An 18,140-nucleotide genomic window follows, 5' to 3' on the forward strand; every position below is an offset into this window, starting at 1 on the left:
TAATCTTTTTTAGGTGTTTTGAATGCAAACTTTTTTTACTCTGGTTGTAATCGTTCAGGTGTTGTCCGCATTGGCAATTATTGGTCTTGTGCTTTTGCAGCACGGTAAGGGTGCTGATATGGGCGCATCCTTTGGATCTGGTGCATCCGGTAGTTTATTTGGTGCCACTGGTTCTTCCAATTTTTTATCGCGTTCAACAGGTATTGCGGCTGCATTGTTTTTTGCAGCAACACTTGCTTTAGGTGTGAATGCGGGAAATCGTAAAGCAACAACAGGAGTGATGGATAATGTGTCTGTTGTGAAGACTGTGCCTGCTGCAAATGCCGCTGCAACAGCTGCTTCTTCCGCTTCTGCGCCTGCAACAAACCAGATTCCAAAATAAATTACATGATCCCAGCAAAAAAACCTTGAATTTCCTCGATTGTGCGTTGAACAATGAGGTCAATCATAGTAGAATGCTGGGCTTAGGCCGACGTGGTGAAATTGGTAGACACGCTATCTTGAGGGGGTAGTGGCGAAAGCTGTACGAGTTCGAGTCTCGTCGTCGGCACCAAAGCAATAAGTCAGTTTTTCTTTTCTGATTTTGTCGAGGAAGCAATCATTTTTTGATGATGGTTTCAAAGTGTGGTTTGCTTCAATGTGGCGTTCAATTACAGGTAGCCTAACGTGAGCCTCGAAAATTATTTCCCAGTTCTTCTCTTTATTCTGGTCGGCATTGGTGTTGGAGTGGTGCCGCAACTGTTAGGACGTATCCTTGCTCCTTACAAGCCAGATTCTCAAAAAACATCAGCATATGAGTGTGGTTTCGAAGCGTTTGAAGATGCTCGTATGAAATTTGATGTACGCTACTACCTTATCGCAATTCTCTTTATTCTCTTTGATCTTGAAACTGCTTTCTTTTTCCCGTGGGCTGTGTCCTTGCGTGATTTGGGTTTGACAGGCTTTTTGATCATGGTGGGTTTTGTGCTCGAATTCGGTGTTGGTTTTTGGTACATCTGGAAAAAAGGCGCTCTGGATTGGGAGTGATGGATTATGGCTATTGAAGGTGTATTAAACGAAGGTTTTGTCACAACGACGGCTGATAAGCTGATTAACTGGACGCGTACCGGTTCGATGTGGCCAATGACGTTTGGTTTGGCTTGCTGTGCTGTTGAAATGATGCATGCAGGCGCATCCCGTTATGACTTGGATCGTTTTGGTGTTGTGTTCCGTCCATCGCCACGTCAATCGGACGTGATGATTGTGGCAGGCACGCTGTGCAATAAAATGGCGCCGGCGTTGCGTAAAGTTTACGATCAGATGGCTGAGCCGCGTTGGGTTATTTCCATGGGGTCGTGCGCTAATGGTGGTGGTTACTATCACTATTCGTATTCTGTTGTTCGTGGTTGTGATCGTATTGTTCCGGTTGATATCTATGTTCCAGGGTGCCCGCCAACAGCGGAAGCGCTGATCTATGGTGTGATTCAGCTTCAGAACAAGATTAAACGTACTAATACCATCGCACGCTAATTGCGCGAATGCTAAGGCAGCCGTTAACTATGACAACTAAATTAGAAAATCTTGAGGCGGCGATTAAGGCCGTATTAGGTGATCGCCTCGTCGATTTGAAAAATGCCCTTGGAGAGCTCACGATTGTGGTCTCTCCTGTTCACTATCTTGAGGTGATGCGTGAATTGCGCGATCATCCGGATACTCGTTTTGAAGAATTGATTGATCTGTGTGGTGTTGATTATTCCGCCTACGGTGATGGTACTTGGGAGGGGGCTCGTTTTGCGGTCGTCTCTCATTTGCTTTCTGTAAAAAATAATGTTCGGTTGCGCGTGCGTGTTTTTGCTGCGGACGATGAAATGCCGGTAGTTCCATCTTTGGTGGATGTGTGGAATGGTGCGAACTGGTACGAGCGTGAAGCCTTTGATTTGTTTGGTATTCTGTTTGATGGTCACAATGACCTGCGTCGTATTTTGACTGACTATGGTTTTATCGGTCATCCATTCAGAAAAGACTTCCCTGTCTCTGGTTATGTTGAAATGCGCTACGACGCAGAGCAAAAGCGTGTGGTTTATCAGCCAGTTACGATTGAGCCACGCGAAAATACACCACGTATTATCCGTGAAGAAAATTACGGGATCAAATAATGGCCGAAATTAAGAATTACACCCTCAACTTTGGTCCTCAACATCCGGCGGCGCATGGTGTTTTGCGTCTGGTTTTGGAGTTGGATGGTGAGGTTATTCAGCGTGCGGATCCGCACATTGGTCTGTTGCACCGTGCAACAGAAAAATTGGCTGAACAAAAAACATTCCTGCAGTCCGTGCCTTATATGGATCGTCTTGACTATGTGTCGATGATGTCCAATGAGCATGCGTATGTGATGGCTATTGAGAAAATGCTCGGCCTCGAAGTGCCGATGCGTGCTCAGTATATTCGCGTAATGTTTGACGAAATTACTCGCATCCTCAATCACTTAATGTGGATCGGTGCTCATGCGCTTGACGTTGGTGCGATGGCAGTTTTCTTGTACGCATTCCGTGAGCGTGAAGATTTGATGGATTGCTACGAGGCAGTTTCTGGTGCACGTTTGCATGCTGCCTACTACCGTCCGGGTGGTGTTTATCGCGATCTTCCTGAAAAGATGCCTCAGTTCACGACATCTGCATTGAAAAATGCGAAAGTAATGCGTGAAATGAACGAGAACCGTCAAGGTTCCTTGTTGGATTTTATCGAAGACTTCACAAATCGTTTCCCTGGTTATGTTGACGAGTACGAAACGCTGTTGACTGATAATCGTATTTGGAAGCAGCGCTTGGTTGGGATCGGTGTTGTGAGCCCTGAACGCGCTTTGGCGAAAGGTTTCACTGGTCCGATGTTGCGTGGCTCAGGTATCGAATGGGATCTTCGTAAAAAGCAACCATACGAAATCTACGATTTGCTCGACTTTGATATTCCCGTTGGTGTTAATGGCGATTGTTATGACCGTTATTTGGTTCGCGTTGAAGAAATGCGCCAGTCCAATCGTATTATCAAACAGTGTGTTGAGTGGCTGAGAAATAATCCTGGTCCTGTGATTTCTGATAATCACAAAGTGGCACCGCCGCATCGTGTGAATATGAAGTCAAACATGGAAGAGTTGATCCATCACTTCAAACTGTTCACTGAAGGTTTCCATGTTCCTGCGGGTGAGGCGTACTCTGCTGTTGAGCATCCAAAAGGTGAATTTGGTATTTACTTGATGTCCGATGGTGCAAATAAACCTTATCGTCTCAAGATCCGTGCGCCAGGTTATGCGCATTTGCAGGGTCTGGATGAAATGGCAAAGGGTCACATGATTGCTGATGCTGTAACCATCATCGGTACTCAGGATATTGTGTTTGGTGAGATTGATAGATAAAAGACGCTTTTCAGCGTCGATTCGAGGCATTAGCTATGGTGTTATCAGAGCAGGCATTTAAAAAAATTGATCGCGAACTTGCAAAGTTCCCGGCTGACCAACGGCAATCTGCTGTTATGGCAGCGTTGGCTATTGCTCAGGATGAAACCGGTTGGATATCTCCAGAAGTCATGCAGACTTTGGCAGATTACATCGGTATGCCCGCGGTTGCAGTTCAGGAGGTTGCGACCTTCTACAACATGTACAACACGAAACCTGTTGGGAAATTCAAAATTTCTGTTTGTACCAACTTACCATGTGCTTTGTCTGGTGGAGAGCGCGCTGCGCATCACCTCAAGCAAAAGCTCGGTATTGATTACAAAGAAACGACAGCGGATGGTCAATTTACGTTGATCGAAGGTGAATGTATGGGCGCTTGCGGTGATGCGCCTGTGATGTTGGTGAATAACAAGCGCATGTGCAGCCTGATGTCGAACGATAAGATCGATACATTGGTGAACGAACTGAAAGAGGCGGGTAAATAATGACGAGTCTGCATAATCGCCATATTAAGCCTTTGATTCTGGCTGGTCTGGACGGGAAAAATTGGCACTTACAAGACTACGTTGCCCGCGGTGGTTACGAGTCTCTGAAGCGTATTTTGTCTGAAAAAATTCCACCGGAGCAGGTTATTGCCGAATTGAAGGCATCTTCCCTGCGTGGTCGCGGCGGTGCTGGTTTCCCAACTGGCCTGAAATGGAGCTTCATGCCACGTCAGTTCCCAGGTCAAAAATACTTGGTCTGCAACACGGATGAAGGCGAGCCGGGTACATTTAAAGATCGCGACATTATTCGCTATAACCCTCATGCATTAATCGAGGGTATGGCTATTGGTGCCTATGCAATGGGCATCACTGTTGGTTATAACTACATCCACGGCGAGATTTTTGCTGACTACGATCGCTTTGAAGAAGCGATTGAAGAAGCCCGTGCTGCAGGTATGTTAGGTGATAACATCGCTGGCTCTGATTTCTCATTTCAGCTGCATGCATTCCATGGTTATGGTGCTTACATCTGTGGTGAAGAAACCGCACTGTTAGAGTCCTTGGAAGGTAAAAAAGGACAGCCACGATTTAAGCCGCCATTCCCAGCGAGCTTTGGCTTGTACGGTAAGCCAACAACGATCAACAATACTGAGACATTCGCGGCAGTGCCGTTTGTGCTTGCAATGGGCGGTGAGAAATACGCTGCACTTGGTAAGCCTAATAACGGCGGTACGAAAATTTTCTCGATGTCTGGTGACGTAGCAAAGCCAGGTAACTATGAGGTTCCGCTTGGCACACCATTCGCAACGCTGTTGGAGTTGGCTGGTGGCATGCGCGACGGTAAGAAAATCAAAGCGGTTATCCCAGGTGGTTCATCTATGCCAGTGTTGACTGGTGACGTGATGATGGCAACAGATATGGATTACGATTCGATCGCTAAAGCGGGCTCCATGTTGGGTTCCGGTGCTGTGATCGTGATGGATGAAACCCGTTGCATGGTGAAATCCTTATTGCGCTTGTCCTACTTCTACTTTGAAGAGTCCTGCGGTCAGTGCACGCCATGCCGAGAAGGTACTGGTTGGTTGTACCGTATGGTTCACCGTATTGAACACGGTCAGGGGCGTCCTGAAGATCTCGATATGCTGAACTCCATTGCAGACAATATCCAAGGCAAAACGATTTGTGCGTTGGGTGATGCGGCTGCGATGCCAGTGCGTGCATTTATCAAGAATTTCCGCGAAGAATTTGAATATCACATCGAGCATAAGCATTGCTTGGTTCCTACTTACCTGTAAGCCAGATTCGGTTAGCACACTTAGAGTAAACCATGGTTGAAATCGAAATAGACGGCAAAAAAGTCGAAGTCCTAGAGGGTAGTATGGTGATGGACGCCGCCAATAAACTTGGCACGTACATCCCCCATTTTTGCTACCACAAAAAATTATCCATTGCGGCTAACTGCCGTATGTGCTTGGTCGAGGTTGAAAAAGCGCCGAAACCACTGCCAGCCTGCGCGACACCAGTCACGCCAGGTATGATCGTGCGTTCCTCAAGCGATAAAGCGGTGAAGGCACAAAAAGCCGTAATGGAATTCCTGCTGATTAACCATCCGCTTGATTGCCCGATTTGCGATCAGGGTGGTGAGTGTCAATTGCAGGATCTGGCTGTCGGTTACGGTGGCACAACATCCCGCTATGAAGAAGAAAAACGTGTTGTTTTTCACAAGGATGTAGGACCGTTAGTTTCCATGGAAGAAATGAGCCGTTGCATTCATTGCACACGCTGCGTTCGTTTCGGTCAGGAAATCGCTGGCGTAATGGAACTCGGCATGCTCAACCGTGGTGAGCACTCTGAAATCACGTCGTTTGTTGGACAAACAGTTGATTCCGAATTGTCCGGTAACATGATTGATCTGTGCCCAGTTGGCGCACTGACATCAAAACCATTCCGTTACTCTGCACGTACATGGGAATTGTCCCGTCGTAAGTCTGTTAGTGCACACGACGCTCTTGGTTCCAATCTGATTGTTCAGGTCAAAAACGGCAAAGTGATGCGCGTTGTTCCGATGGAAAACGAAGACATCAATGAATGCTGGATTTCCGATAAAGATCGTTTCTCTTATGAAGCGTTAAACAGCGCTGAGCGTTTGACGAAACCAATGATCAAGCAGGGTGGTCAGTGGCAAGAAACTGATTGGCAAACAGCATTGGAATACGTTGCTCATGGTTTGCGTAATGTGCGTCATGAACACGGGGCAGACGCGATTGCGGCTGTTGCTGCACCGCATTCCACTTTAGAAGAATTGTCTTTGTTGCAGCGCGTTGTGCGCGGTTTAGGTTCTGATCATGTCGATTTCCGTTTGCGTCAGGCTGATTTCAGTCTGAATGGTCAAATCAAGCCATGGCTCGGTACATCGATCAGTGAATTCGGTAAGCTTAAAAACGTCTTCATCGTTGGTTCTTTCTTGCGTAAAGACCACCCAGTTTTAGCGTCGCGTTTGCGTCAGTCTGTCAAGTTGGGCACAAAGCTAAGTGTTCTCAATGCGAGTGATGATGAGCAACTGATTAAGTTGACGAACAAAGCGATTTTGGCCCCATCTGCGTGGGTTTCTTTCTTGGCTGAAGTGGCCGTTGCTGTCGCTGCTAAAAAACAAATTACTGTACCAACAGGTTTGGAATCAGTTGTCGCGACAGAGACAGCATCCAAGATTGCTGACAGCCTGATCGCTGGTCAAGCTGGTGTATTCATGGGTAATACAGCGTCCTATCATCCAGAAGCGTCAAAATTGCACGCTTTGGTAGAGTGGATTGCAAAAAATACAGAGGCGACTTTTGGTTACCTCACTGAAGCCGCTAACACGGTTGGTGGTTACATTGCCAATGCGTTGCCAACGCAGTCTGCGAAACCAGTTTTCTCTGAAGCGAAGAAAGCATACGTAGTGTTGCACGCGGAGCCAACGTTGGATTCCGCACATCCAGTGCAAGCCAAGGCTGCATTGGCGCAAGCTGATATGGTTGTCGTGATGTCGCCATTCAAACATGGTACTGACTACGCGGATGTGTTATTGCCAGTCTCTCCATTCACTGAGACTTCCGGTACATTTGTGAGTTGCGAAGGCCGCGTACAAAGTTTCCACGGTGTCGTGAAGCCGCTCGGTGATACCCGTCCAGCATGGAAAGTATTGCGTGTATTGGGTAATTTGCTCGGTCTTGAGAACTTTGATTTCGAAACAGCTGAAGCAATTCGTGATGATGTTTTAGCGAAGGCAGATGTCGCAGCAGTATTGAACAACGTTGCGAATATTGCACCAACAACCGTGGCAGCAGCGTCAGGCTTTGAGCGTGTGACCAATGTTTCGATCTACAGTACAGATGGTATCGTTCGCCGCGCAGAGTCTTTGCAAAAAACAGCAGATGCGCAAGCAACATTGGCATGGATTAGCCCAGCATTGGCACAGCAATTAAGCGTCAACAGCGGTGACATGGTCAAGTTCACAAAAGGTGGCTCGATATTGTTGAGCGTTGGTATTGATCAATCACTTCCAAGCAATGTGGTGAAGGTTGCTGCAGGTCACGAAACGACCAGCAATCTTGACGGCATGTTCGGACCGATTACTGTGGAGCGTGCGTAATGAGTTTGCTGCTCACTATTGAAAGTTTAGGGCAAGGTTTCTTTGGCTATTTCTGGCCGCTGATCTGGACCTTAGTGAAAATCGTCTGTATTACATTGCCGGTGATGGGATGTGTGGCGTATCTCACTTTGTGGGAACGTAAGATGATTGGTTGGATGCACATTCGTCTGGGTCCAAATCGCGTTGGTCCTGCTGGTTTATTACAGCCGATCGCTGACGCGGTTAAATTGCTGTTGAAAGAAATTATCGTTCCAGCGAAAGCAAACAAGGTATTGTTTATTCTGGCCCCGATCATGACGATCATGCCAGCGTTGGCAGCATGGTCTGTGATTCCATTTGGTCCTGAGACAGTACTAGCTAACGTGAATGCTGGTTTGTTATTAGTCATGGCGATCACGTCGATGGAAGTCTACGGCATCATTATCGCAGGTTGGGCATCCAACTCGAAGTATGCGTTCTTAGGTGCGATGCGTGCCTCTGCTCAGATGGTCTCGTATGAAATTGCAATGGGGTTTGCCCTCGTCATCGTTTTGATGGTGTCCGGCAGTTTAAATCTCACTGACATCGTCAACGGTCAAACAAAAGGTTACTTTGCGCACATGGGATTGAATTTCCTGTCGTGGAACTGGTTGCCATTGTTGCCAATTTTTGTGGTCTACGTGATTTCTGGTATCGCTGAAACGAATCGCCATCCTTTCGACGTGGTTGAAGGTGAGTCTGAGATTGTTGCTGGTCACATGGTCGAATACTCGGGTATGTCGTTCGCGATGTTCTTCTTGGCTGAGTATGCCAACATGATCTTGATCTCCGCGATGGCCTCGTTGATGTTCTTGGGTGGATGGTCTTCCCCAGTTAGCTTCTTGGATTTCATCCCAGGTTGGATCTGGCTCGGTATCAAAACTTTTATCGTTGTTTCCATGTTTATCTGGGCACGTGCATCTTTCCCACGCTACCGTTACGATCAAATCATGCGTCTGGGTTGGAAAGTGTTTATCCCACTGACTTTAGTGTATTTGGTATTTGTCGCTGCGTGGATGCAAACGCCGTGGAATATTTGGAAGTAAGAGGCTGAAGAAAATGGAAGCAATTAAAGATTTTTTTGGCAGCCTGATGCTGCGCGAACTGATTAAGGGATTGGCCTTGACCGGTCGCTATATGTTCGCCCGCAAAATTACTGTCCAATTTCCGGAAGAAAAAACACCGCAATCACCACGTTTCCGTGGGTTACATGCTTTACGTCGTTACCCTAATGGTGAAGAGCGTTGTATCGCTTGTAAGCTGTGTGAAGCGGTTTGTCCTGCGATGGCGATCACGATCGAGTCTGATCAGCGCGAAGACGGCTCGCGTCGTACAACGCGGTACGATATCGATCTGACAAAATGCATTTTCTGCGGTTTCTGCGAAGAATCCTGCCCTGTTGACTCGATCGTCGAGACACATGTGCTGGAATATCACGGCGAAAAACGCGGCGATTTGTATTTTACAAAAGAGATGTTGTTGGCCGTAGGCGATCGCTACGAAACTCAAATTGCCGCAGCACGTTCTGCTGACGCAGCTTACAGATAATTGGAACGGTTTCGATATGGAATTTTCAACCGCATTATTTTATGTTTTTGCAGCGATCTTGGTGCTAGCCGCCACGCAGGTGATTACTGCTCGTAACCCTGTGCATGCCGCATTGTTTTTAGTGCTGGCATTTTTTACAGCCGCCGGTATCTGGATGCTTTTAAAAGCCGAGTTTCTCGCGATTGTTCTCGTCTTAGTGTATGTCGGCGCGGTCATGGTGCTCTTCCTATTTGTGGTCATGATGCTCGACATTGACCTCGATAAATTGCGAGCTGGCTTTTGGAGTCAATTTCCTTTGGCTGCAACAGTCGGTGTTGTTGTTGTACTCGAGATGTCTGCTGTGTTGTGGCGCGGTTTCTTACGCATTGACACACAACACCATGCGAACGGCGACAATATTGGTGATACAAAAAATCTGGGTCTAGTGATTTTTAATCATTATCAGTTAGCATTCGAAGTAGCGGCGGCGATTCTCTTGTTAGCGATCGTTGCAGCTGTGGCGTTGACACTGCGTCGTCGTAAAGACAGCAAATATGTCGATCCAGCCCAAGCGGTGAAAGTACAAAGTAAAGACCGCGTACGTATCGTGAAGATGAAAGCTGAATCGGATCGTGCAACCTTAGCAGCTACTGAAAAGCAGGGGAATTAATATGGCGCTGACACTCACGCACTTTCTGATTTTAGGTGCAATCTTATTCGCGATTTCGATTGTCGGTATTTTCTTGAATCGAAAAAATATCATCGTATTGCTGATGGCAATTGAGTTGATGTTGTTGGCAGTGAATATGAACTTCATCGCGTTCTCGCATTACCTGGGTGATGCGGCAGGACAAATTTTCGTGTTTTTCATTTTGACGGTTGCTGCTGCTGAGTCGGCAATCGGTTTAGCGATTCTTGTTGTCATGTTTCGTAGTCTTGACACGATTAACGTTGAAGATTTGGACGCACTCAAGGGATAATGTGGATGGATTGCCCCAAGTTGGGGCGATCCCTCATTCGCTGGCGATTTAAAAAAGTAACAAGCTAACAAAAGGGTCATCATGGCGGGGCAACTTAACCCACAACTATTATTGGCTGTACCTCTGGCACCACTGGCAGGATCTGCCATTGCGGGTTTGCTGGGCACCAAGTTCTTCGGTAATGTCGTGGGACGTAAAGTCTCACACACAGCAACAATACTTGGTGTATTGGTGGCTTTCATCATTTCTTGCATGACATTGAATGCATTAATTGATGGGGCACCAATTTATAATGCGACGTTGTATCAGTGGATGCAGGTGGCAGGGTTGAAACTGGAAGTCGGCTTCTTAGTCGATAACCTGACAGCAATGATGATGTGCGTGGTCACCTTTGTATCGCTGATGGTCCATATCTACACAATCGGGTATATGGATGAAGATGAAGGTTATAACCGTTTCTTCTCTTATATTTCGTTGTTCACATTCTCAATGTTGATGCTTGTCATGAGCAACAACTTCCTGCAATTGTTTTTCGGTTGGGAAGCAGTGGGTCTCGTGTCGTATTTGCTGATCGGTTTCTGGTACACCAAACCAACAGCAATCTACGCCAATATGAAGGCTTTCTTGGTCAACCGTGTCGGTGACTTTGGCTTTATTCTCGGCATTGGCTTGATCCTCGCCTACGCGGGTTCGATGAACTACGCCGAAGTATTTGCGAAGAAAGAAGAGTTGGCGAAATTATTGTTGCCAGGCACACACTGGATGTTGATCACTGTTGCTTGTATTTGCTTGTTCATCGGTGCAATGGGTAAATCTGCGCAGTTCCCGCTCCACGTATGGTTGCCAGACTCGATGGAAGGTCCAACACCAATTTCTGCGTTGATTCACGCGGCGACGATGGTGACGGCCGGTATTTTCATGGTGTCCCGTATGTCACCATTATTTGAATTGTCAGATACTGCGTTGTCATTCATTTTGGTGATCGGCTCCATTACCGCCTTGTTTATGGGTTTCTTGGGTATTATTCAAAACGACATTAAGCGTGTCGTTGCGTACTCGACATTGTCTCAGTTGGGTTACATGACTGTCGCGCTGGGTGCTTCTGCATACTCTGTGGCCGTCTTCCATTTGATGACCCATGCATTCTTTAAGGCATTGTTATTCTTGGCTGCGGGTTCTGTGATTATTGGTATGCATCATGATCAGGATATCCGCAATATGGGCGGTCTGCGTAAGTACATGCCAATCACTTGGATTACCTCCTTAATCGGTTCTTTGGCATTGATTGGTACACCGTTCTTCTCGGGTTTCTATTCGAAAGACAGTATTATCGAAGCAGTACAAGCATCTCACTTGCCAGGTGCAGGGTTTGCTCAGTTTGCAACCTTAGCTGGTGTGTTTGTGACAGCGTTCTACTCTTTCCGGATGTATTTCCTCGTGTTCCACGGTAAAGAAAACTTTGGTCATGCACACGGACATGATGCGCATGGACTCGACGCACACGACGCTCATGATGCACATGACGATCATGATGAACATCATGGACTTGCTCCTGGTCAAAAGCCACATGAGTCTCCATTCGTTGTGTGGTTCCCATTGGTCATGCTTGCTATTCCATCTGTGATCATCGGTTTCATCGCGATCGAGCCAATGTTGTTTGGTGCATTCTTTGAAAAAGTCATTACTGTGAATGAAGCGCACAAGGCAATGGAGGAACTGAAAGATGAGTTCCAAGGTCCTGTCGCAATGGCCCGTCACGCATTCACATCCTTGCCATTCTGGTTGGCATTGGCAGGTGTTGTTACGTCTTACTTCTTCTACATGGTAAAGCCAGCGATTCCGACAGCGATAAAAAAGAATTCCAGTGCTATCTACAACGTGCTTGATAACAAGTACTACATGGATAAGTTCAACGAGATCGTATTTGCTGGCGGCGCTCGCTTGTTGGGTGGCGGTCTGTGGAACATCGGTGACAAAGGTTTGATTGATGGGTTGGTAGTCAATGGCAGCGCGAAATTGGTTGGATGGTTCTCGCGAGGCATTCGTTTGTTCCAGAGTGGTTATATCTATCACTATGCTTTTGTAATGATTTTGGGTGTTCTGGGGTTCCTTGTGTACTTCATGCCATTCCCTTTTGCTAAATAAGTGACCTCGGCTATAAAAATATAATCATGATGCAGTCAACTTCCTCCTTACTCAGCCTAGCGATTTGGTGTCCGATCGCGTTTGGCCTCTTTGTATTAGCTTTCGGACGGGATGAAAATCCTGGTCTGGTACGTGGTGTATCTCTCATCGGTTCATTGGCAAGTTTCTTTGTCACGATTCCTTTGATTACCCATTTCGACAACAACGCCCATGGGATGCAGTTCGTTGAAAAGTTTTCCTGGATAGAGAAATTCAACGTTTTCTATTCACTCGGCATTGACGGCATCTCTCTCTGGCTGGTTCCGCTGACTGCTTTCATCACGGTGATCGTCGTGATCGCTGCGTGGCAAGTCATCGAGAAACAAGTCGCTCAGTACATGGGCGCGTTTTTGATCCTGTCAGGTTTAATGATCGGTGTGTTCTCTGCGCTCGACGGAATGCTGTTCTATGTGTTCTTCGAAGCAACGTTGATCCCGATGTACATCATTGTTGGTATTTGGGGTGGTCCTAACCGCGTGTATGCAGCGTTTAAGTTCTTCCTTTACACCTTGCTGGGTTCTTTGCTGACATTGGTTGCGATTATTTATCTGTACATCAAAGCAGGTCACTCGTTCGACATCCTTTCTTGGCACCAACTGCCATTAAGCATGACGGAGCAAGTTTTGGTTTTCTGTGCGTTCTTAATGGCGTTTGCAGTCAAGGTACCAATGTGGCCAGTCCATACTTGGTTGCCAGATGCGCACGTTGAAGCGCCTACCGGTGGTTCTGTGGTGTTGGCCGCTATCATGTTGAAGCTGGGTGCATACGGTTTCCTGCGGTTCTCATTGCCAATCGCGCCGGATGCGAGCCATTACATGGCCGGCTTTATGATCACTTTGTCTTTGATCGCGGTGATTTATATCGGTCTGGTTGCATTAGTTCAAGCAGACATGAAAAAGCTGGTGGCGTACTCTTCGATTGCACATATGGGTTTCGTGACACTGGGCTTCTTTATGTTTAACGCCATGTCAATGCAAGGTGCGATCGTTCAGATGATTTCTCACGGATTTATTTCCGGTGCGATGTTCTTGTGTATCGGTGTCTTGTATGATCGAGTGCACTCCCGTCAGATCGTTGATTACGGTGGTGTTGTGAACAAAATGCCTAAATTTGCTGCCCTGTTTGTGTTGTTCTCGATGGCGAACTGCGGTCTGCCAGCGACATCTGGTTTCGTTGGTGAGTTTATGGTTATTCTCGGTGCTGTACAGTTTAACTTCTGGATCGGCATGTTGGCTGCGACGGCGTTGATTTTCGGTGCAGCTTATTCGTTGTGGATGGTGAAGCGTGTTGTCTTCGGTAAAATCACGAACGACCATGTCGCTCATTTAAGCGATATTAATAAGCGCGAGTTTTTTATGCTGGGTGTATTGGCGATTGCAGTCATTGCGATGGGGCTCTATCCAGCGCCATTCACTGATGCAATGCAAGTCTCAGTAAGTGATCTTTTGAAGCATGTGGCTGTTTCTAAGTTGCCACTCTAACTAAGGATATAGACAAGCAAGCCCGTTACCCGATGTGCACTGTGTAGATTGGGTAATAGCAGATCAATGCTAGTAGAACTGAATAATATGAACTTCACACCACTTTATCCTGAAATATTTTTGCTCTTGGCAACCTGCGTCATTTTGCTGGTTGATATGTTTTTGGCAGACAACAAACGGAATGTGACCTTTGTCATGAGCATTCTGGCACTGTTCGTCTGCGGAGCATTGACGATTGCAACGGCCAATAACGACGGGTCAACGTATGTTAGCAATAACATGTTTGTCTCCGATCCGATGTCGATGCTCTTAAAAATGTTCTCGTATGTCGCTGTAGGGATGACGTTAATCTATTCTCGCCAGTACATCACAGATAGAGGCATGAGCAACGGTAAGCTTGGTGGTGAGTTTTACGTTCTTGCGCTCTTCGCTTTGCTGGGTCAAATGATTATGATTTCTGGCAACAATTTCCTGATCATTTATCTCGGTTTGGAATTGATGTCCTTGTCGTTGTATGCGCTGGTGGCGTTACGTCGCGATCACGTTGTTTCAACAGAAGCTGCGATGAAGTATTTCATTCTTGGCGCGTTGGCATCAGGTTTCATGCTGTACGGTATTTCTATGTTATACGGGGCGACAGGTTCTTTGGAATTGTCTGAAGTAGCACGCGTTGCTGCTGACCCAGCGGGTAATAAAACGATTTTGGTGTTTGGTATTGTATTCCTCGTAGCTGGCCTGGCATTCAAACTCGGTGTTGTTCCGTTCCACATGTGGGTACCTGACGTGTATCAAGGTTCTCCAACCGCTGTGACATTGTTATTGGGTGGGGCACCGAAATTAGCGGCTTTTGCGATTACTTTCCGTCTCTTAGTTGAAGGTTTGTTCTCTCAAGCAGTAGATTGGCAGCAAATGCTGGTGGTCTTGGCTGTCATGTCGATGGCGGTGGGTAATCTGACAGCGATCGCCCAGACGAACTTGAAGCGCATGCTTGCATACTCCACGATTTCTCAGATGGGATTCATGCTGCTTGGTTTATTGTCCGGTGTGGTCAACGGTGACACGAGTATGGCTGCAGACGCTTACAGCGCGTCGATGTTTTACAGTATCACTTATGTGCTGACAACTCTTGGTACTTTCGGTGTCATCATGTTGTTGTCCCGCTCGGGCTTTGAAGCAGACAACTTGGACGATTTGAAAGGCTTAAACAAGCGTTCACCTTGGTTTGCATTTGTGATGCTCTTGTTGATGTTCTCGTTGGCAGGTATCCCGCCAATGATGGGCTTCTACGCGAAGTTCTCTGTATTGCAGTCCGTGGTTGCAAGCCACAAATTATGGTTGGCATTGGTTGCAGTGTTGTTCTCTTTGATCGGTACTTTCTATTACCTGCGTGTCGTGAAGTTGATGTACTTTGATGAGCCATCAGACAATGCATTGATCAATCCAAGCTTTGATGTTCGCATTATCCTGAGTCTCAATGGCGCTGCCGTTTTGGTGTTGGGATTGATCCCTGATACGTTGATGTCAACTTGTTTGAACGCCATCGTTAAGACGTTAGCATCCTAAGGTAGAATCTTTTGAGTAGCTCCGCATCTGTGTGGTTAGTGGTCGTGTTGGCGGTTGTTGCTGCCAACCTTCCATTTCTTAATGAACGCTGTTTCGCTTTTATCACGGTACAGCGTTTTTCTTTGCTTAAACCGTTTTGGGTAAGACTGATTGAGTTAGTTGTCCTTTATGTGTTGGTGGGGCAACTCGGTTTTGCGTTGGAACGGGCAGAAGGTAATGCCTTCCCGCAAGGATGGGAATTTTATGCAATCAGTGGCTGTCTCTTTGTTGTATTGAGCTTTCCTGGTTTTGTGTTTCGTTACCTGAGAAGAGATCATGCCTAAACAAGAGTCTGCTGTTGATGAGGTCGATCGTCATTTAAGAGAGTCTAGGTTGGACGGCGGACTCGCGTACGACGGTGACTTTTTGCAAATCCAGAAAGACCGTGTTTCATTGCCAGACGGGAAAATAACGACCCGGGAGTATATTCGTCATCCCGGTGCTGTTGTTGTTATTCCTCTGTTCGATGACGGCAAGGTGCTGATGGAGCGGCAGTTTCGGTATCCGTTAGATCGTGTGTTTATTGAATTTCCAGCTGGGAAAATCGATTCTGGTGAAGACATTCTCGCCTGTGCAAAACGTGAGCTGAGGGAAGAGACGGGCTATACAGCAACGACGTGGCGGCATGTTTGTACGATTCACAATGCTATCGCCTATGCGGACGAGCATCTGGAAATTTATCTTGCTCAAGGGCTTACGGCTGGTGATTCAGAATTGGATGAGGGCGAATTTCTCGAAACCTTTGTGGCGACACAAGAAGAGTTATTGACTTGGGTGCGGGAAGGGAAGATCACTGACGTCAAAACGGTGATCGGGACATTCTGGTTGGAAAAAATCCAGAAAGAGTTGTGGTAACGACGCTCGACACGAAATAGGTTTATACGAGTAACTAGACTTGACGAGTCAAAGAGCGCGATGAATATCAGAACTCGATGAGTAAAAAGCCTCATATGAATAAAAAAAAGCCGCTGGGTAGTTGAACCCAGCGGCTTTTTTATTACATATTTGGATAGTTCGGACCGCCGCCACCTTCTGGTGTGACCCAGACAATATTCTGCGTAGGATCTTTGATGTCGCATGTTTTGCAATGAACACAGTTCTGAGAGTTGATTTGCAAACGATCTTTGCCATCATCGGTCTTCATGTATTCGTAGACACCTGCTGGGCAATAACGTGCCTCAGGACCTGCATACTTCGCCAGATTAATGTCAACCGGGACATTCGCATTTTTCAAAGTCAAATGAATAGGCTGGTCTTCCGCATGATTTGTATTCGAAATGAAAACAGACGATAGGCGATCAAAGGTCAGCTTGCCATCGGGTTTCGGATAAACGATGGGCTGGAATTCCGACGCAGGGCGCAGACATTCGTGATCAGCATGCGTATGGCGAAGAGTCCAAGGCGCTTTACCACCAAAGACGACTTGATCGATACCGACCATTAATGTGCCCAAATACAAACCTTTGCTCATCCAAGGCTTAAAGTTACGTGCTTTGTGCAATTCTTCGTGCAACCACGATGCTTCAAATGCCTTGCTGTACGCCGTGACTTCGTCGTATTGACGATTTTCGCCCAGGGCTGCAAAGACGGCATCGGCGGCTAACATGCCAGTTTTGATCGCCGCGTGACTTCCTTTGATACGGCTTGCATTAAGGAAGCCAGCATCGCATCCGATCAATGCACCGCCTGGGAATGTCAGCTTCGGCAATGATTGCAAGCCGCCAGCGGTGATCGCACGTGCGCCATAAGCGATCCGTTTTCCACCTTCAAAGAACTGGCGAATTTCTGGATGCGTCTTGTAGCGTTGGAATTCTTCGTAAGGGGAGAGGTACGGGTTCTCATATCCAAGACCTACAACGTAACCAACGGCAACTTGATTGTTTTCCAGATGATATAAGAAGGAACCACCGTAAGTGGAGCTATCCAACGGCCATCCGGCAGAGTGAATTACCAAGCCTGGTTGATGCTTTGCTGGATCGATTTCCCACAGTTCCTTGATACCAATACCGTAAGTTTGTGGATCTTTACCTTTATTTAAATCGTATTTGGCGATTAACTGTTTACCTAAGTGACCGCGAGCGCCTTCTGCGAAGAGGGTGTACTTTGCATGCAATTCCATACCCAATTGAAACGCAGGACCCGGCTCGCCTTCACGATTAACCCCCATATTGCCAGTTGCAACACCTTTAACAGAGCCGTCGTCGTTGTAGAGAATTTCAGCCGCTGGAAAACCAGGGAAAATTTCAACGCCGAGGTTTTCTGCTTGCTGACCTAGCCAGCGTACGACGTTCGCGAGAGAGATGACGAAGTTGCCATGATTCTGGAAGCACTGTGGCAACATCCAATTGGGCGTCTTGTGTGCTTTCGTTTCTGTCAGAAATAAGAAACGGTCTTCCGTGACAGGCGTATTCAGCGGAGCACCGAGTTCTTTCCAATTTGGAATCAATTCTGTCAGTGCTTGAGGATCCATTACCGCACCAGAAAGAATGTGCGCACCTAATTCGCCCCCTTTTTCGAGAACGCAAACGGAGACGTCATTGCCTTTTTCTGCAGCTAATTGCTTCAATTTGATCGCGGCAGACAATCCGGCAGGTCCACCACCCACGATAACGACATCGTATTCCATGGTGTCGCGTGGACCATATTGTTCTAGTAGGGATTGGGTCATGGGGTAATCACTTTCTGGAAATATTTTCGAACGAACGTGCTAAATTATTTTCAGCATGTTATCTGCTGTAAAGTGAATCTGCAAGTTTCAGATTAGACGAAGATCACCAACCAGATGTCTGGTGAATTTTGAATTAT

General features: G+C 46.8%; 18 protein-coding genes and 1 tRNA gene. 18 read left to right on the forward strand and 1 reads right to left on the reverse strand.

The annotated features are described in order from the left end of the window. Nucleotides 1-22: 22 nt before the first annotated feature. The 18 genes from secG to ACO0K2_RS04025 all read left to right on the forward strand — a co-directional run bounded on the left by secG (nucleotide 23) and on the right by ACO0K2_RS04025 (nucleotide 16,190). On the forward strand, nucleotides 23-382 hold the full coding sequence (secG, locus tag ACO0K2_RS03940; RefSeq protein ID WP_423015915.1) for a preprotein translocase subunit SecG: 360 nt from the start codon (nucleotides 23-25) through the stop codon (nucleotides 380-382). Nucleotides 383-468: 86 nt separating this feature from the next. After that, nucleotides 469-553: transfer RNA gene (locus tag ACO0K2_RS03945), tRNA-Leu, on the forward strand. Between the two features lie 113 nt (nucleotides 554-666). After that, complete coding sequence (locus ACO0K2_RS03950) at nucleotides 667-1,026, forward strand: NADH-quinone oxidoreductase subunit A (RefSeq protein ID WP_423015917.1); 360 nt, start codon at nucleotides 667-669, stop codon at nucleotides 1,024-1,026. A gap of 6 nt (nucleotides 1,027-1,032) precedes the next feature. After that, entirely contained in the window at nucleotides 1,033-1,509 is a 477-nt protein-coding gene (locus ACO0K2_RS03955; RefSeq protein ID WP_186911854.1) for a NuoB/complex I 20 kDa subunit family protein, read from the forward strand. A gap of 29 nt (nucleotides 1,510-1,538) precedes the next feature. Beyond that, complete coding sequence (locus ACO0K2_RS03960; RefSeq protein WP_423015919.1) at nucleotides 1,539-2,135, forward strand: NADH-quinone oxidoreductase subunit C; 597 nt, start codon at nucleotides 1,539-1,541, stop codon at nucleotides 2,133-2,135. Beyond that, nucleotides 2,135-3,388, forward strand: a complete 1,254-nt coding sequence (locus tag ACO0K2_RS03965) for an NADH-quinone oxidoreductase subunit D (protein ID WP_423015921.1) — start codon at nucleotides 2,135-2,137, stop codon at nucleotides 3,386-3,388. Before ACO0K2_RS03960 ends, ACO0K2_RS03965 begins: the two co-directional genes overlap by 1 nt. A 35-nt stretch (nucleotides 3,389-3,423) precedes the next feature. Continuing rightward, nucleotides 3,424-3,912, forward strand: a complete 489-nt coding sequence (gene nuoE / locus ACO0K2_RS03970) for an NADH-quinone oxidoreductase subunit NuoE (protein WP_423015923.1) — start codon at nucleotides 3,424-3,426, stop codon at nucleotides 3,910-3,912. After that, nucleotides 3,912-5,207, forward strand: a complete 1,296-nt coding sequence (gene nuoF / locus ACO0K2_RS03975) for an NADH-quinone oxidoreductase subunit NuoF (protein WP_423015925.1) — start codon at nucleotides 3,912-3,914, stop codon at nucleotides 5,205-5,207. Before nuoE ends, nuoF begins: the two co-directional genes overlap by 1 nt. Before the next feature lie 32 nt (nucleotides 5,208-5,239). After that, the gene (gene nuoG, locus ACO0K2_RS03980; RefSeq protein WP_423015927.1) at nucleotides 5,240-7,543 is read left to right on the forward strand and encodes an NADH-quinone oxidoreductase subunit NuoG; all 2,304 of its coding nucleotides are present in this window, start codon (nucleotides 5,240-5,242) and stop codon (nucleotides 7,541-7,543) included. Further along, nucleotides 7,543-8,607, forward strand: coding sequence for an NADH-quinone oxidoreductase subunit NuoH (nuoH, locus tag ACO0K2_RS03985; protein ID WP_423015929.1), 1,065 nt, complete (start codon nucleotides 7,543-7,545; stop codon nucleotides 8,605-8,607). Before nuoG ends, nuoH begins: the two co-directional genes overlap by 1 nt. A 13-nt stretch (nucleotides 8,608-8,620) precedes the next feature. After that, nucleotides 8,621-9,109: an NADH-quinone oxidoreductase subunit NuoI gene (gene nuoI, locus ACO0K2_RS03990; RefSeq protein ID WP_423015931.1), complete on the forward strand. Its 489-nt coding sequence runs from the start codon at nucleotides 8,621-8,623 to the stop codon at nucleotides 9,107-9,109. 16 nt (nucleotides 9,110-9,125) lie between these two features. Beyond that, on the forward strand, nucleotides 9,126-9,758 hold the full coding sequence (locus ACO0K2_RS03995) for an NADH-quinone oxidoreductase subunit J (RefSeq protein WP_423015933.1): 633 nt from the start codon (nucleotides 9,126-9,128) through the stop codon (nucleotides 9,756-9,758). A 1-nt stretch (nucleotide 9,759) separates the two neighbouring features. Further along, the gene (gene nuoK, locus ACO0K2_RS04000) at nucleotides 9,760-10,068 is read left to right on the forward strand and encodes an NADH-quinone oxidoreductase subunit NuoK (RefSeq protein WP_423015935.1); all 309 of its coding nucleotides are present in this window, start codon (nucleotides 9,760-9,762) and stop codon (nucleotides 10,066-10,068) included. A gap of 81 nt (nucleotides 10,069-10,149) precedes the next feature. After that, complete coding sequence (nuoL, locus tag ACO0K2_RS04005; RefSeq protein ID WP_423015937.1) at nucleotides 10,150-12,213, forward strand: NADH-quinone oxidoreductase subunit L; 2,064 nt, start codon at nucleotides 10,150-10,152, stop codon at nucleotides 12,211-12,213. A 26-nt stretch (nucleotides 12,214-12,239) separates the two neighbouring features. After that, nucleotides 12,240-13,733 (forward strand): NADH-quinone oxidoreductase subunit M, encoded by a 1,494-nt coding sequence (locus ACO0K2_RS04010; protein WP_423015939.1) that lies wholly within the window; start codon nucleotides 12,240-12,242, stop codon nucleotides 13,731-13,733. 78 nt (nucleotides 13,734-13,811) lie between these two features. Then, nucleotides 13,812-15,296 (forward strand): NADH-quinone oxidoreductase subunit NuoN, encoded by a 1,485-nt coding sequence (gene nuoN / locus ACO0K2_RS04015; protein ID WP_423016173.1) that lies wholly within the window; start codon nucleotides 13,812-13,814, stop codon nucleotides 15,294-15,296. 11 nt (nucleotides 15,297-15,307) lie between these two features. Then, nucleotides 15,308-15,619: a DUF2818 family protein gene (locus ACO0K2_RS04020; RefSeq protein ID WP_423015941.1), complete on the forward strand. Its 312-nt coding sequence runs from the start codon at nucleotides 15,308-15,310 to the stop codon at nucleotides 15,617-15,619. Continuing rightward, nucleotides 15,612-16,190, forward strand: coding sequence for an NUDIX domain-containing protein (locus ACO0K2_RS04025; RefSeq protein WP_423015943.1), 579 nt, complete (start codon nucleotides 15,612-15,614; stop codon nucleotides 16,188-16,190). The genes ACO0K2_RS04020 and ACO0K2_RS04025 overlap by 8 nt, the downstream gene beginning before the upstream one ends. A gap of 142 nt (nucleotides 16,191-16,332) precedes the next feature. On the opposite strand, the gene ACO0K2_RS04030 is transcribed toward ACO0K2_RS04025, so the two are convergent. After that, nucleotides 16,333-17,961 (reverse strand): electron transfer flavoprotein-ubiquinone oxidoreductase, encoded by a 1,629-nt coding sequence (locus ACO0K2_RS04030; protein ID WP_423016175.1) that lies wholly within the window; start codon nucleotides 17,959-17,961, stop codon nucleotides 16,333-16,335. Between the last annotated feature and the right edge of the window lie 179 nt (nucleotides 17,962-18,140).

Source organism: Undibacterium sp. MH2W (assembly GCF_049340215.1).
GTDB lineage: Bacteria > Pseudomonadota > Gammaproteobacteria > Burkholderiales > Burkholderiaceae_D > Undibacterium.

Bases quoted from the DNA above. Each gene is read 5' to 3' on its own strand.
- secG (WP_423015915.1), top strand. From the start codon at position 23: ATGCAAACTTTTTTTACTCTGGTTGTAATCGTTCAGGTGTTGTCCGCA.
- ACO0K2_RS03955 (WP_186911854.1), top strand. From the start codon at position 1,033: ATGGCTATTGAAGGTGTATTAAACGAAGGTTTTGTCACAACGACGGCT.
- ACO0K2_RS03960 (WP_423015919.1), top strand. From the start codon at position 1,539: ATGACAACTAAATTAGAAAATCTTGAGGCGGCGATTAAGGCCGTATTA.
- ACO0K2_RS03965 (WP_423015921.1), top strand. From the start codon at position 2,135: ATGGCCGAAATTAAGAATTACACCCTCAACTTTGGTCCTCAACATCCG.
- nuoE (WP_423015923.1), top strand. From the start codon at position 3,424: ATGGTGTTATCAGAGCAGGCATTTAAAAAAATTGATCGCGAACTTGCA.
- nuoF (WP_423015925.1), top strand. From the start codon at position 3,912: ATGACGAGTCTGCATAATCGCCATATTAAGCCTTTGATTCTGGCTGGT.
- nuoG (WP_423015927.1), top strand. From the start codon at position 5,240: ATGGTTGAAATCGAAATAGACGGCAAAAAAGTCGAAGTCCTAGAGGGT.
- nuoH (WP_423015929.1), top strand. From the start codon at position 7,543: ATGAGTTTGCTGCTCACTATTGAAAGTTTAGGGCAAGGTTTCTTTGGC.
- nuoI (WP_423015931.1), top strand. From the start codon at position 8,621: ATGGAAGCAATTAAAGATTTTTTTGGCAGCCTGATGCTGCGCGAACTG.
- ACO0K2_RS03995 (WP_423015933.1), top strand. From the start codon at position 9,126: ATGGAATTTTCAACCGCATTATTTTATGTTTTTGCAGCGATCTTGGTG.
- nuoK (WP_423015935.1), top strand. From the start codon at position 9,760: ATGGCGCTGACACTCACGCACTTTCTGATTTTAGGTGCAATCTTATTC.
- nuoL (WP_423015937.1), top strand. From the start codon at position 10,150: ATGGCGGGGCAACTTAACCCACAACTATTATTGGCTGTACCTCTGGCA.
- ACO0K2_RS04010 (WP_423015939.1), top strand. From the start codon at position 12,240: ATGATGCAGTCAACTTCCTCCTTACTCAGCCTAGCGATTTGGTGTCCG.
- ACO0K2_RS04025 (WP_423015943.1), top strand. From the start codon at position 15,612: ATGCCTAAACAAGAGTCTGCTGTTGATGAGGTCGATCGTCATTTAAGA.
- ACO0K2_RS04030 (WP_423016175.1), bottom strand. From the start codon at position 17,961: ATGGAATACGATGTCGTTATCGTGGGTGGTGGACCTGCCGGATTGTCT.